This window comes from Streptomyces sp. NPDC104761 (genome assembly GCF_055583445.1).
In genome coordinates, this window is sequence record NZ_JBVJNZ010000001.1 from 1,354,223 (window position 1) to 1,367,318 (window position 13,096).

A 13,096-nucleotide genomic window follows, 5' to 3' on the forward strand; every position below is an offset into this window, starting at 1 on the left:
GCAGCCGTGCACCCTTGGGCGGTGCGGCTTGACGCCGTCTAAGACGACCGGTCATATTGAAAGGGCATCGCCCACACCGAGCCCCGCCGGACCCCCTCCGGCGGGCGGTACCAAGGAGCCTCCATGTCCACCACCTACCGAGCCTTCGAGGCCACCGGAGTCCACAACCTGCGGCTGGTCGAGCGCGAGCAGGTCGATCCGGCGCCCGGACACGTCCGCCTCCGGGTGGAGACCTGCGGGGTCTGCCACTCCGACGTCCTCGCCGTGGAGGGCCTGCGCGCCGACCCGTCGAGTCCGATCGTGCCCGGCCACGAGATCGTGGGCGTCATCGACGCCGTAGGGCCGGGCGTCACCGCCTGGCACCCCGGCGACCGCGTCGGCGTCGGCTTCCTGAACGGGCACTGCGGGGAGTGCGAGCCGTGCCGCCGGGGCGACTTCGTCAACTGCCTCGACCAGGGGCAGACCGGCACGAACGTCGACGGCGGCTACGCCGAGGTGACCTACGCACGCGCCAGCGGTCTGGTCCGCATCCCCGACGGCATGTCCGCGGCCGAGGCCGCCCCGCTGCTGTGCGCCGGTCTGACCACCTTCTCCGCCCTCCAGCAGGACTCCGTCAGGGCAGGCAGCCTGGTGGCCGTGCAGGGCATCGGCGGGCTGGGACACCTCGCCCTCCAGTACGCGCGCAGCCTCGGTCACCGGGTCGCCGCAGTCGCCCGCGGCAAGGAAAAGGAGCCACTCGCCCGTGAGCTGGGCGCTCACGAGTACATCGACAGCTCGGAGACCGACCCCGGGGAGGCACTGGCCGGCCTGGGCGGCGCCTCGCTCGTCGTCGCCACCGCGTCGAGCGGCGCGTCCATGACCCCGCTGCTGCGCGGTCTGGCGCCGGGCGGGAAGCTCGTCGTCGTGGGTGCCGCCCCCGACCCGCTGTCGGTGTCCACCGCCGACCTGATCTTCGGTACCCGGAGCATCGTCGGCAGCCTGACCGGCTCGTCGATCGAGAACGAGGACAACCTCGGCTTCAGCCTGGCCCACGGCATCCGCCCCGCCATCGAGAGGATGCCCTTCGAGCGGGCCATGGACGCCTACGAGCACATGCTCTCCGGCAAGGCACGCTTCCGCGTCGTCCTCGAGGTCAACGCCTGATCGGCACCATCTGATCGTCACCGCCTGATCGTCACCGCCTGATCGGCCGCGCCGGCACCGCCCGCCGCGCCCGACTACAGCTCGAGCAGGGCCTGCTCGACGGCCTCCGTCAGGGCCGGGTGGATGTACAGCACGTCGTGCCCGATCCGGTCCACCGTCAGTCCCAGGGACATGGCCTGGATCAGGGGCTGGATGAGGGTGGCGGCCTGGGGCCCGATGATGTGCGCGCCCAGGAGCAGGCGGTCGGCGGGGTTCGCGAGGAGCTTCACGAAACTGGTGGTGTCCTCGAGGGCCCAGCCGTAGGCGGTGTCGGCGTAGTCGCGGACACTCACCAGGCAGTCGATGCCGCGCCGCCGCGCCTCCTGCTCCGTGAGGCCGACACCGGCGATCTGCGGGTGGGTGAACACCGCGTGCGGCGCCACCGCGTTCGGCAGCGTCCGCACCTCCTGCGGATGGAGGATGTTGTGCCGCACCACCCGCGATTCGGCGTTCGCCACGTGCTTGAGCTGGAAGTGGTTCACCGCGTCGCCGAGTGCCCACACCCCGGGCACGGACGTGCGGTAGGCGCCGTCGCTGACGACGTGGCCGTGCTCGTCCAGCTCCAGCCCGCCGTCGACGGCCCGCAGCCGGTCGGTGTTGGGCCTGCGGCCGACGGCCACCAGCAGCATGTCGGCCTCCACTGCGTGCTCACCGTCCGGACCCGCCACCCGCGCCACGACACCGTCTCCCTTCGGTGCGAAGGAGACGGCCTCGGAGCCGAGCAGCACACGGTGCCGCTGCGCGGCGAGTTCGGTGAAGCGGCGCGACACCTGTTCGTCCTCCCCCATGAGCAGGCGCGGCCCGCGCTGCACGATGGTGACGGCCACGCCGAACGAAGCGAACACGTGGCCGAACTCGGCCGCGATGAACCCGCCGCCGAGCACCAGCATGGAGCCGGGCAGGTCGTCGATCCGCATGATCGTGTCCGAGGTGTGGAAGGGCACGGTGTCCAGCCCCGGGATGTCCGGCACCACCGGCCGTGACCCGACGGCGACGACGAAGGTCTCGGCGGTGATCCGCTCCGCCCCGACCTCGAGCACCTTCGGGGCCACGAAGCGGGCCGCCTCAGTGAACACGTCGACGCCCTGGCTCCTGCGGTAGTCCACGGCGCTCTGGTGCAGCGGGTCGATGCGGTCGAACACGCGGTCCCGGACGGACTTCCAGTCGACGGGCGAGACACTCGCGTGGACACCGAGGCGCCGCGCCTCCCGCGCTCCCTCGGCGGCGTCCGCGGCGACGACGAACATCTTGCTCGGAATGCACCCCCGGTTCAGGCACGTGCCGCCGAAACGGTCCGGCTCGACGATGGCGATCCGCAGATGCTCGAACTCCTCGGTCAGCAGCATGTTGCCGCTGCCCGCCCCCAGGATGACGAGGTCGTAGTGCCGCATGTCTTCCACCCTCCGTCGGCGGGACACCGGCCTTGCGGTGCGCGGCTGTGAGAAGACGGTCCTACGGATCACAATTCTGTTCGCATGCGCCGCTTTCCACCACCGCCGGACCCGGGCGCCGTGTCAGCCCGCGGACCCGCCGTCCACGGGGATGCCCAACCTGTGGGCCACGGCGGTCAGGGCCGGCCCGAGGGGGAGCGCGACCCGGGTGCGGGCGAGCGGGTCGCCCCGGGTGGGGTCCTGGTTGACGATCAGCACCGGCTTCCCCTCCTGGTGCGCCTGGCGGACGAACCGGAGCCCGGACATCACCGTCAGCGAGGAGCCCAGGACCAGCAGCGAGGACGCGTCACGGACCAGCCCCCGGCAGTGCTCGACACGCTGCGGCGGGACCGCCTCGCCGAAGAACACCACGTCCGGTTTGAGGACGCCGCCGCAGCGGGCGCAGGGCACGACACGGAAATCCCCGACCTGCGCGTCGGTGAGGTCGGCGTCACCGTCCGGGTTGATCCCGGCGGCCACCGGGTCGAAGCCCGGGTTCTCGGCCTCCAGCCGCCGGGCGAGTTCGCCGCGCGGGCTGAAGACGCCGCAGGAGAGGCAGACGACCCGGTCCAGGCTGCCGTGGAGTTCCACCACACCCTCGCTGCCGGCGGCCTGGTGCAGGCCGTCCACGTTCTGGGTGATCACCCCCGAGACACGGGCGTGCCGTGCGAAGGCGGACACGGCCCGGTGCCCGGCGTTGGGGACGGCGCGGCCGAAGGTGCGCCAGCCGAGGTGGCTGCGCGCCCAGTAGCGGCGCCGCGCGTGGGCGCTACCGGTGAAGTCCTGGTAGGTCATCGGGGTGTGCCGCGTCAGGCTCCCGCCCTTGCCCCGGTAGTCCGGGATGCCTGACTCCGTGGAGAGCCCCGCGCCGCTCAGCACCAGCACACCGCCGGTGCTCAGCGCCTGGACGACCGGTTCCAGGTCGGTGGTGCCCGGCGGCAGATCCGCGGCAGGGGTCCAGCTCAGGGTGGGGCGCATGCGCATGCCGCCAGGGTACGGAGTCGGCGGCGCCGACGGCCCGCTCCGGCCCGGAATCCGGCGGGGCAGGCCCCCAGGCCGTCCTGCGGACCGCCGCGGCATCGGAACAATGCCAGCGGGCGACGGCTCAGCTCCCGCGCAGCCCGGCCTTCGGCGGGCTTCAGCCGGCCTGGTCCAGGCCGTCCAGGTTCTCTCCGGCGGCAAGCCGGGCCCGTACCGTGACGTGGGGGCGCCCAGGACGCGGGCAGCACCAGCGCCCGCCCCGAGCGGCGGAGACGTCACATGCAGAGCCGTCACCGCTCGGCCCCCCCGCGGCCGGCACGAACCAGCCGGGCGAGGCCGCGGCCGGCCACGCGCTCGCCCACCTGCTGGTCGCCTCCCAAGGACCGCCGGTGCAGGTCCCGGCCGGTCTGACCGCGGACGTGTTCCGACGCGCCCTCGACGCCCTGCTGCCGGCGGGCCCCCGAGGCGGCGGGCCGTCCTGGCCGGCCGGGACGGCCCGCCCCGGACGCGGGCGCCGACACGCCGTCTTCGACAACCTCACGCGGGGGCCCCGGGCCGATTTCCTCCAGCCGCCCGGGATCTGCTGTCCTGCTGTCCGGTGGAGACCGGAGCTCCGGCGGTCCGCGGATGTCGAGAACGTGTCGCCGGCTCCGTCCCAGGGATGACGGCGGCTGCCACCGGCCGCATGCGGAGAGGGAGAGACCAGCATGGCGATTCAGCGGATGGACAACGTCGGCATCGTCGTCGAGGACATGGACGCCGCCATCGCGTTCTTCGTGGAGCTCGGCATGGAGCTGGAGGGCAGGGCGGAGGTCGAGGGCCGCTTCGCCGACCAGTGCACCGGACTCGACGGCGTCCGCTGTGACATCGCGATGGTCCGGACCCCGGACGGTCACGGCCGGCTCGAACTGGCGAAGTACCGCAGCCCCGCGGCGATCAGCGCAGGGCCGCGCAACCGGCCGCACAACATTCTGGGCACGCACCGCGTCATGTTCGCCGTCGACGACATCGAGGACACCGTCGCCCGGCTGCGTCCGCACGGTGCCGAACTGGTCGGCGAGATCGCCCGGTTCGAGGACAGCGTCCTGCTCTGCTACCTCCGCGGCCCGGAGGGCATCATCGTCGGACTGGCCGAGCAGCTGCGCTGAGACGGAGGAACCGGCCCGTGCAAGGCGGCCTGCTTCACCGGCCGTTCATCAGTGTCTGCTGATGAGCCAGAAGCAGGTGCCGGCTCCCAGCCCGAACACGAGGTGGGCGCTCAGGTCGTCGGCCAATGTCCTGGGGCTGTATGTCCAGACCTGCTGGTAGAGCCCGGCCTGCGGCAGGACCAGATACGCACTGGCACAAACAGCCGCGCCGAAGGGAAGGCCGAGCAACGGATTCGGGCGCCGGACCGACCCGGCGGCGATCCCGTACAGCGCACCCCAGGCCGAGCCGTAGAACCAGTGCATCGCGGTGCTCAGGAGCCACGCCCACCGGTCAGGGACCTCGTGCTGGGTGAACCCCTCCAGCAGCCGCTTCGCCACCTTGCCCGGATCCGGTGCCTCTTCCCAGTTCTCGACCGGCGCGAACTCCCAGTCCTTGGGGCTGGCGGTGCCTCCTGCGCGGCGATACCGCAGATAGCGCGTGGCGTCCATGCACACCGTCCCGGTGACGCCCGCGAGGACGCCGTCGACGACGGCGTCCAGCGGCGTGAGAGGCCGTCGTCGTCGACGTCTTGCTGTCATGATGCCCTTCACTTCGACCACCTCGGGCAACTGCCGGTGCTTGCCTGGGTTCGCGCTGCCGCCCCCTGCCTTCCAGGAAGTACAGAATCCCACCGGTCACCTTCGCCCGCACCCCAGGAACGCACGGCCGCGGCGCCCGGACCGACCGGATCGCCGGTACCGCCCGGGCGGGTGGCGTGCGGGGCGGGGGCGGTCCAGGGTGGTTGGTGTGTGGCGGTGCCGTCGCCATCGCCGGGGTTCGGGCTCGTAGTGCAGAGGGGTGTCGTCACAGTGATCGACACGGATGAGCTGGTCCGGCGCAATGCCGGGTTCGCCGACGGCGGATCCTTCGCCGGCCTGGGGCTCATGCCCAGCGGCGGTCTGACGGTCATCGGATGCGTCGATCCCCGTGTCGACCCGTCCGACGTGCTCGGTCTCGAGATCGGCGAGGCAGCGGTGATCCGCAACGTCGGAGGACGGGTCACGCCCTCGACGCTCCGGACGCTGGGGATGCTCTCGAAGGTCGTCCAGGCCCGCACACACGGCCCTCGCCCGGGCGGTGTCCACTACGCGGTCCTGCACCACACCGACTGCGGGATCACCGACCTGGCCGCGTTCCCCGACCTGCTGGCCGACTACTTCGAGGTTCCGGCCGGAGACCTGGACACCAAGGCGGTCACCGACCCGTTCGCCGCCGTCCGCGTCGACGTCGACATCCTCGAACGGAAGCTTCCGGCCGGCGTCTTCGTCTCGGGGCTCGTGTACGACGTGGTGACCGGGCTCGTCGATGTCGTCGTCCCGCCCGTGCGAGTGGAAGTATGACACCGCGCGGTGCGCGCGGCCGCTCAGGTCGGCGCGATCGCCGAGGGCCTGTGGCCGGTACCGGGATCTGCTGCCCCGGCCGGTCGTACCGGTGAGGAGGCGCTTTCCGGCATGTGTGACGATCACGGGCACCCGGCGGCCGAGGCGGCCTGGTCGGCGCCTCGCGTCGCGGAGGGACCGGCTGTCGACCCGGTGACGCTGCCGGAAGTCGACGAGGTCACGGTCACGACGATGGTCGACAACACCTTCGACGCCCTGCTGGCCTCTGCCGAAGGCGTCACCCGGGCGCCGGTCGGTACCGGGCGGACCGCCGCGCCGCAGTTCGCCGGCGGCGGGGCGGTCGCGGGGCTGCGAGCCGAGCACGGCTTCTCCGCCCTGGTCACCGTCCGCAGCGGGAACGCGAGCAGCACGCTGCTGTTCGACACCGGCGCGTCCCCGGACGCGCTGGCGGTGAACGCCGAACGACTCGGCATCGATGTCGGCGGCCTGCAGGGCGTCGTGCTCAGCCACGGGCACTTCGACCACGCGGGCGGCTTCGACGGCCTGGCCCGGTTGCGCGGGCGCTCCGGTCTGCCGCTGACCCTCCATCCCGCGGTCTGGACCCGCCGCCGCCTCGAACTGCCCACAGGCGAACGCCTGGAGATGCCCACGCTGTCACGCGGTGCCCTGGAGCGCGAGGGGTTCGAGGTCATCGAGCGACGGCAGCCGTCGCTGCTGGCCGGCGGCGTCCTGATCACCGGCGAGGTGGACCGCGTCACCGAGTTCGAGCGCGGCATGCCGCGGGCCCACCAGGCCTGGGACGGAAGCGGCTGGCGGCACGACCCCCTGGTCATCGACGACCAGGCACTCGTCATCAACGTGCGCGGCCGGGGACTTGTCGTCGTCACCGGGTGCGGCCACGCCGGAGTGGTCAACATCGTCCGGCACGCCATGAGGCTGACCGGCGTCGGCAGACTGCTGGCCCTCATCGGCGGCTTTCACCTGAGCGGGCCCGCCTTCGAGCCGGTCATCGGCCCGACGGTGGCAGCGCTCACCGAACTCGCACCCGAGCTGATCGTCCCCGGCCACTGCACCGGGTGGCGCGCCCAGCACACCCTCGCGGCGGCCCTTCCCGACGCATGGGTGCAGACCAGCGTCGGCACCACCTACACTCTCAACGCCCCACAGGCGGGCGCCGCCTGATCCCCAGTCCAGCGGCGCCACCGGCTCCCGTCTCTGCGGAGACGGGCTCTCGACCCTGCGGAGAACCGTGAGACGTGCGCACACCGAGACGGCCGACCCCGCACATGCCAACGTCAGAGATCGTCCAAGCTGGCGGGGCCTGCGACACACTTCCCCGTCTTGTCCACCACGTAGATGATGTCCCGGGTGCCGACTTCGCCGGCCGCCTTGGCGGGCTTGGGGTCGATGACCGGGCAGACCGATTCCGCTCCTCGGACGACCACCTTGTACGTCACGGGCCATGCGCGTTCTTCGGTCCACCCGCCGTAGCTGCCCGCCACGACCCCGAGACCGTGCTTTCCGCATGACGTACAGCCGAATACGTGAGTGTCCCAGGCCGAGTCGTTGACCAACCGCACCGGGAGTCCTTCATCGTCACTCGAACTACCGCACCCCGTAACGAAGATGGCAGTGATGCCCAATGCCGCCAGGAGTGCGACGCGCGGTCGTCTCACACTCCGGCGGGGCGCGATGCTGTGACTGCCCGGTCTCAAGCGTCCCATGCTTCGTCTTCCCCCCATGATCACGGATCGTGGCTGGATCATCGCAGGTCACAGGGTGATGAGCAATGGTCCCGGGGCCACCTGCTGCTTTTGTTGCCGACGGGGGGAAACAGTGACCAGCGACCCCTGGACGTTGCAAGGAATCGACAAATTCTTGCAGGAATCCCACTTGGGCATGGAAAGAAGTGTCCGTTGTCTTGTCCGGCTGTCTTGTCGCGCCCTAATGTCCCGGTACGCAGCGGCACGGCCCGTTCCCGTCGTGCTCGCCGCGCACCGAGCTGCCCTCGGTGACCTCCGCTCCTAGAGAGCTCCTAGAGAAACGAGAACCCGATGGCGCGGTACACCCAGCACGTGGCTTCGGAGCGGCTGAGAGGCCGTGCGCGAAGACCGGTTCGGACCCTGGTGGCGCTGACCGCGGTCACCGCCGGACTCGTGCTCGGCCTCGGCGCTCCGGCCCCGGCGGCGTCGGGACACGCCGGCGGTGCGGGCTCCCCGGTGATCACCCGGGCAGGACTCGACCCCGCCCTCGTCGCGGGGCGCGGCGCCGCGGTGGACTTCGACGAACAGGAGGCGGAGAACGCGGCGACGGACGGCACCGTCATCGGCCCCGACCGCACCGCCTACACACTGCCCTCGGAGGCGTCCGGCCGCACGGCGGTGCGTCTGAAGCCGGGCCAGTACGTCGAGTTCACCCTGCCCCACGCGGCCAACGCCCTCACCGTGCGGTACAGCATCCCCGACGCTCCCGGAGGCGGCGGCATCACCGCACCCCTCGACGTCGCCGTGGACGGCCGCCACCGCACCACGATGACCCTCACCTCGCAGTACTCCTGGCTCTACAACCAGTACCCGTTCAGCAACGACCCCCAGGGCGACCTGCTGCACCCCGACTGGTGGATCACCGAATGCGGTTGTGTGCCCGCCGCCACCACCCCGGCGCCCACCATCGACAAGCCGTTCCGGCCGAGCCACTTCTACGACGAGCAGAGGCTGCTGCTCGGCAAGCGGTTCGCGGCCGGCGACACCATCCGCCTCACCGCGCCCAGGAACAGTACTGCCGCCTGGACCGTCATCGACCTGCTCGACACACAACTCGTCCGCGCGCCCCACGTGGAGACACATGCCGCGAACGTCGTCGCCTTCGGAGCCGACCCCACCGGCCGGCGTGACGCGGGCGACGCCTTCGACCGGGCCGTCGCCTACGCGAAGAAGCGGCACCTCAAGGTGTACCTGCCGCCGGGCACGTACCAGGTGAACCGTCACATCGTCGTGGACGACGTGACGATCGTCGGGGCCGGCAGCTGGTACACGATCGTCAAGGGCCACCAGGTCACCCTCGACACCCCCGCCCCCGACGGCTCGGTCCACACCGGGGTGGGCTTCTACGGCAGGGACGCCGCGGACGGCGGCAGCCACGACGTCCACCTGTCGGGCCTCGCCGTCGAGGGCGACGTACGCGAACGCATCGACACCGACCAGGTCAACGCCATCGGCGGCGCGCTCAGCGACTCGACGATCGACGGCCTCTACCTCCACCACACCAAGGTCGGCATGTGGTTCGACGGCCCGATGACCCGTCTGCGGGTCACCCGCACGCAGATCGCCGACCAGATCGCCGACGGCCTCAACTTCCATACCGGCGTGACGGATTCGAATGTCTCGGACACCTTCGTCCGCAACACCGGAGACGACGGTCTGGCCATGTGGTCGGAGAAGACGGGCGACGCACGCGACGTCTTCGCCCACAACACCGTGCAGACCCCGGTCCTCGCCAACGGCATCGCCCTGTACGGCGGCACGGACAACACGGTCACCGGCAACCTCATAGCCGACCCGATCAGAGAGGGCAGCGCCATCCAGGTCGGCTCCCGGTTCGGCGCGGAGCCGTTCACCGGCTATCTGAAGATCTCGGACAACACCACCGTCCGCTCGGGGCCGTTCGAGCTCAACTGGAAGATCGGCCTGGGAGCCATCTGGTTCTACGCCCTGGAAGGGGACATCGACGCCGACATCCGGGTCACCGGCGACCACTTCCTCGACAACACCTACAACGCGATCATGCTGGTCTCCGACTTCCCGGTGAAGGACAAGTACGCGATCCGGGGCGTCCGCTTCCAGGACATCCGCGTGGACGGCACCGGCACCTCCGTGCTCAGCGCCCGCTCCGCGGGATCGGCGACCTTCGAGAACGTGGACGCCCGCAACGTCGGCGCGGTCGGCATCAACAACTGCGGTTCCTTCAACTTCCCCGTCTTCGGCTCCGAGTTCACGGTGAACGACCTCGGCGGCAACGACGGCGGCGGCACGACCGGCCCCTGGCTGGCATCCTGGGAACTGCCGAACACCATCACCTGCGACGACCGGCCCACGGTGGTCCCGCCACCGGCCCCGGCACCTTGGTGAGGCGCGACGGATGACGTAGCCAGGCCGTCACGGGACGACGGGCCGCCTCCACCGGTGGGAGGCCCAGCGTGCTGTGGGTGGCTGCCCTCGGACTCGGGACGGTCGAGTCTCACCGAGACCACCGCCGTCAGGTGTGCGCCGATCCGGTCGGGGCCGACATGGGGACCTCCTGGCGTCGGCAGCCGCCGCTCCCGCGCGAAGGTGTCGACCGCCGCCGCCACCCCGTCGAGGAAGCCGGCGACATGGGTGCCGTCCTGCGGGGTGGGCGAGTTGTCGGCGAATCTGCGGATGTGCCCTCCGGGTGCGCTCGTCGACGTCGTGCCACCTCCACCGTCCGGGCCTCCGTACCTTCGGCCGTGCCGGCTGGACACGGGTCCACGTCCTCCACGCCGGCCTGGGCAACCGGTCCGTCGGCGTGGACGTGGTCGCCGTCGACGGACCGGCGCACTTTCCGCCGGAGCGCTGTGGGCCGCTCACCGCGGTGGGGGGCGGACCGCCGTTCACCGGGACGGGCAGACCGTCGTCCGGGTCGCCAGCATCCTCCTGGCCTCGGCGACCACCGCAGGGTCGGTGACGAAGTGCGTGTCCTGGTCGGCCGCCGAACCGGAGGCGCCGAGCGGAACCCACGCGACTTCGCGCGAGGGCTCCGCTCGGCGCTTCGCCGACAGGTGGACGGCGGCCACCCCGGCGGACGTCAACGCCGGTATGTCCGACGGCCGTACGCCGCCGCCCGCCATCACCTGCACACCGGGTGCAGCCTCGACCATGGCGGCCAGGCGCTCCAGCCCCTGTCCGGCGGCCGCGGCGCCGCCCGAGCTGAGCACCCGGGTGAGCCCCAGCGCGGGCAGCAGCGCCGCCGTGGCGACGGGGTCCACGGACACGTCGACCGCGCGGTGCAGCGTCACCTCGACGCGACGGCCCGCGCACTGGGCCGCCCGGGCGAGGCGGGTGACGGCCTCGGTGTCGAGGGTGCCGTCGGCGGCGAGCGCGCCCACGACCACACCCGAGGCGCCGGAGGCGATCACGGACCGCACCTCGGCGGCCATCAGCGCGATCTCCTCGGCGTCGTAGACGAAGTCGCCCGGCCGGCACCGGACCAGTACCTGGACCGGCAGGCCCACGGCGGCGACCGCCTCGACCAGGGCGGCCGACGGGGTCAGACCGCCCAGTTCCAGACCGGTGCAGAGTTCGACGCGATCGGCTCCGTGGTCCAGGGCGACGCGGGCGCCGGCCGGTGAGGTGACGGCGATCTCCAGTGCGGGCACGGTGGGCGCGTTCACTCGTCGTCCCCGGTGAGCGGCTGGTCGGAGGCCGGGATGATCCGGGCCGTCAGGTCCGGCGCCGGCATGTCGCGGTCGAAGGGGAACATCGGGCGGCGGATGCGGCGGTGGCCGAGGCGCAGCAGATCCTGGTCGACACCGCCGGGGGTGAGGGCCATCTTCCAGCCGACCGACATGTCGAACAGCTCGGGCTCCAGATAGCCGATCTTGACGATCACGATGTCGGCGGAGCGCGGGTCGAGGCCGAGGTCGGTGAAGTCGTGCTCGTGGTGGTACGGCTTGCGCAGCCTGGTGAGGATCGCGTGCACGCTGCCGACCCGGACGACGACCTCGGTCTCGGCGTCCCGGTCGCCGTGCCGTATCGCGTGCACCACCCCGGTCAGGGTGACGGGGCCCGCGTGCCGGGCGTCGACCTCGGCACCGGCGGTGACGGTGACCGTGGCCCCGACGCCCGCGGCGACGGCGGCCTCGATCGCGGCGGGCCCGGGCACCGAGGCGTAGATGACGGTCGGCCCGTCCTCCTTCTGGAACTCGGGCCGCTCCAGCAGCCGGGTCAGCCCCCACGTGACGTCACCGGCGCCGCCCGCCGTCGGGTTGTCGCCGGTGTCGCTGATGAAGTACGGCCGCCGGTCGGAGGCGAGGGCCTCGTCGAGGAGTTCGTCGTAGGTGCCGGTCGGGGCGACGAAGCCGAACTCGTCGCGGGCGTCCCAGAAGCCGCGGGCAAGCCGCTCGGCGCCGGCGGTGACCGCGGCCGTGTCGTCGCCGGTGACGACCACCACCGCACGGTTGCGGGGCTCGTCCGCCCACGCGTAGCCCACCCAGATCGCCGCGTCCGTCACCCCCGCGGTGGCCTCGACCTCGTCGACCGCCGCGTACACGCTCCTCGCGGGTTCGATCCGGGTGGAGGTCTGCTCGCCGGCCAGCAGTACGGGGACCGGCACCCACGCCTTGACCGGGCGGGGACCGCCGGAGACGAGAAGGTCGACCAGGTTGCGCACGGCGCGTTCCTTGGTCTCCAGGTGGTCCTCGTGCGGGGCCGTCCGGTAGCAGGTGATCAGGTCGCTGCGGTGGGCGAGTTCACGGGAGACGTTGCCGTGCAGGTCCATCGAGGTGGAGACGGTCACGTCCGGGCCGACGACGGCACGGATGCGCTCCAGCAGCACGGCCTCGGCGTCGTCGATCCCCTCGACGGTCATGGCGCCGTGGATGTCGTACCAGAGGCCGTCCAGCCGGGGGAGTGCGGCGAGGCGTTCGATCAGTTCGTCGGTGAGCGCCGTCCAGGCGGCGGCGGTGACGGTGCCGCCCGGCAGTGACTTGCCGACCAGCGCGCCGTGCCATTCGGCGGCCTCGCGCAGCTCCTGGCCCGAGGCGAGGAAGGGATACCGGTCGAACACCTCGGCGCCGCGCGCGGGATGGAAGGCGGGTGCCTCGGTGCGGGCGGGGGAGAAGGTCGAGGACTCGATGCCGAGGCCGGCTATGGCGATGACGGGACGGGCGACGGCGGTGCGGGTGTGCGTCATGGCTCCTCGTACGGGGTGGTGCGGAGTGGGCGGTGCTGCGGGGTGGAC

11 protein-coding genes and 2 pseudogenes are annotated in these 13,096 nt (G+C 71.8%); 6 read left to right on the top strand and 7 right to left on the bottom strand.

All coding sequences use genetic code 11. The features are described 5' to 3' along the window. The first annotated feature begins 123 nt into the window (after window positions 1–123). Complete coding sequence (locus tag ACZ63F_RS06025) at window positions 124–1,143, top strand: alcohol dehydrogenase catalytic domain-containing protein (protein WP_469709096.1); 1,020 nt, start codon at window positions 124–126, stop codon at window positions 1,141–1,143. Window positions 1,144–1,217: 74 nt separating this feature from the next. On the opposite strand, the gene ACZ63F_RS06030 is transcribed toward ACZ63F_RS06025, so the two are convergent. Both ACZ63F_RS06030 and ACZ63F_RS06035 read right to left on the bottom strand, forming a co-directional pair. Continuing rightward, window positions 1,218–2,573 carry a mycothione reductase gene (locus ACZ63F_RS06030; RefSeq protein ID WP_469709098.1) on the bottom strand — a complete coding sequence of 452 codons (1,356 nt, stop codon included), beginning with the start codon at window positions 2,571–2,573 and terminating at the stop codon, window positions 1,218–1,220. A 123-nt stretch (window positions 2,574–2,696) separates the two neighbouring features. Continuing rightward, on the bottom strand, window positions 2,697–3,596 hold the full coding sequence (locus ACZ63F_RS06035) for an NAD-dependent protein deacetylase (protein ID WP_469709099.1): 900 nt from the start codon (window positions 3,594–3,596) through the stop codon (window positions 2,697–2,699). Window positions 3,597–3,925: 329 nt separating this feature from the next. Here ACZ63F_RS06035 and ACZ63F_RS06040 point away from each other — a divergent pair. Both ACZ63F_RS06040 and ACZ63F_RS06045 read left to right on the top strand, forming a co-directional pair. Then, window positions 3,926–4,112, top strand: a pseudogene (locus ACZ63F_RS06040) (hypothetical protein); the annotation flags it as partial. 188 nt (window positions 4,113–4,300) lie between these two features. After that, window positions 4,301–4,741 carry a VOC family protein gene (locus ACZ63F_RS06045; protein ID WP_469709101.1) on the top strand — a complete coding sequence of 147 codons (441 nt, stop codon included), beginning with the start codon at window positions 4,301–4,303 and terminating at the stop codon, window positions 4,739–4,741. Between the two features lie 48 nt (window positions 4,742–4,789). Here the strand turns inward: ACZ63F_RS06045 and ACZ63F_RS06050 are convergent, their stop codons facing one another. Further along, window positions 4,790–5,320 (bottom strand): hypothetical protein, encoded by a 531-nt coding sequence (locus ACZ63F_RS06050; protein WP_469709103.1) that lies wholly within the window; start codon window positions 5,318–5,320, stop codon window positions 4,790–4,792. A gap of 270 nt (window positions 5,321–5,590) precedes the next feature. Here ACZ63F_RS06050 and ACZ63F_RS06055 point away from each other — a divergent pair, with 270 nt between their 5' ends. Together ACZ63F_RS06055 and ACZ63F_RS06060 are read left to right on the top strand one after the other, a co-directional pair. Continuing rightward, a complete protein-coding gene (locus ACZ63F_RS06055) occupies window positions 5,591–6,121 on the top strand; it encodes a carbonic anhydrase (RefSeq protein ID WP_469709104.1) in 531 nt (176 codons plus the stop codon). A 111-nt stretch (window positions 6,122–6,232) separates the two neighbouring features. After that, window positions 6,233–7,303: an MBL fold metallo-hydrolase gene (locus tag ACZ63F_RS06060; protein WP_469709107.1), complete on the top strand. Its 1,071-nt coding sequence runs from the start codon at window positions 6,233–6,235 to the stop codon at window positions 7,301–7,303. Between the two features lie 113 nt (window positions 7,304–7,416). On the opposite strand, the gene ACZ63F_RS06065 is transcribed toward ACZ63F_RS06060, so the two are convergent. Further along, the gene (locus ACZ63F_RS06065) at window positions 7,417–7,578 is read right to left on the bottom strand and encodes a hypothetical protein (RefSeq protein ID WP_352357353.1); all 162 of its coding nucleotides are present in this window, start codon (window positions 7,576–7,578) and stop codon (window positions 7,417–7,419) included. 597 nt (window positions 7,579–8,175) lie between these two features. Here ACZ63F_RS06065 and ACZ63F_RS06070 point away from each other — a divergent pair. Further along, complete coding sequence (locus ACZ63F_RS06070) at window positions 8,176–10,248, top strand: glycosyl hydrolase family 28-related protein (protein ID WP_469709109.1); 2,073 nt, start codon at window positions 8,176–8,178, stop codon at window positions 10,246–10,248. 95 nt (window positions 10,249–10,343) lie between these two features. Here the strand turns inward: ACZ63F_RS06070 and ACZ63F_RS06075 are convergent. From ACZ63F_RS06075 to ACZ63F_RS06085, 3 genes and pseudogenes are all read right to left on the bottom strand, one after another. After that, window positions 10,344–10,619, bottom strand: a pseudogene (locus ACZ63F_RS06075) (TopoII/MutL transducer domain-containing protein); the annotation flags it as partial. A gap of 129 nt (window positions 10,620–10,748) precedes the next feature. Beyond that, a complete protein-coding gene (locus tag ACZ63F_RS06080; protein WP_469709111.1) occupies window positions 10,749–11,528 on the bottom strand; it encodes a copper homeostasis protein CutC in 780 nt (259 codons plus the stop codon). Further along, window positions 11,525–13,048 (bottom strand): M81 family metallopeptidase, encoded by a 1,524-nt coding sequence (locus tag ACZ63F_RS06085; RefSeq protein ID WP_469709113.1) that lies wholly within the window; start codon window positions 13,046–13,048, stop codon window positions 11,525–11,527. The genes ACZ63F_RS06080 and ACZ63F_RS06085 overlap by 4 nt, the downstream gene beginning before the upstream one ends. Between the last annotated feature and the right edge of the window lie 48 nt (window positions 13,049–13,096).

Excerpts from the sequence above, each read along its gene's own strand:
- ACZ63F_RS06060 (WP_469709107.1), top strand. The coding sequence starts at position 6,233 with ATGTGTGACGATCACGGGCACCCGGCGGCCGAGGCGGCCTGGTCGGCG.
- ACZ63F_RS06035 (WP_469709099.1), bottom strand. The coding sequence starts at position 3,596 with ATGCGCATGCGCCCCACCCTGAGCTGGACCCCTGCCGCGGATCTGCCG.
- ACZ63F_RS06050 (WP_469709103.1), bottom strand. The coding sequence starts at position 5,320 with ATGACAGCAAGACGTCGACGACGACGGCCTCTCACGCCGCTGGACGCC.
- ACZ63F_RS06030 (WP_469709098.1), bottom strand. The coding sequence starts at position 2,573 with ATGCGGCACTACGACCTCGTCATCCTGGGGGCGGGCAGCGGCAACATG.
- ACZ63F_RS06045 (WP_469709101.1), top strand. The coding sequence starts at position 4,301 with ATGGCGATTCAGCGGATGGACAACGTCGGCATCGTCGTCGAGGACATG.
- ACZ63F_RS06025 (WP_469709096.1), top strand. The coding sequence starts at position 124 with ATGTCCACCACCTACCGAGCCTTCGAGGCCACCGGAGTCCACAACCTG.
- ACZ63F_RS06070 (WP_469709109.1), top strand. The coding sequence starts at position 8,176 with ATGGCGCGGTACACCCAGCACGTGGCTTCGGAGCGGCTGAGAGGCCGT.
- ACZ63F_RS06085 (WP_469709113.1), bottom strand. The coding sequence starts at position 13,048 with ATGACGCACACCCGCACCGCCGTCGCCCGTCCCGTCATCGCCATAGCC.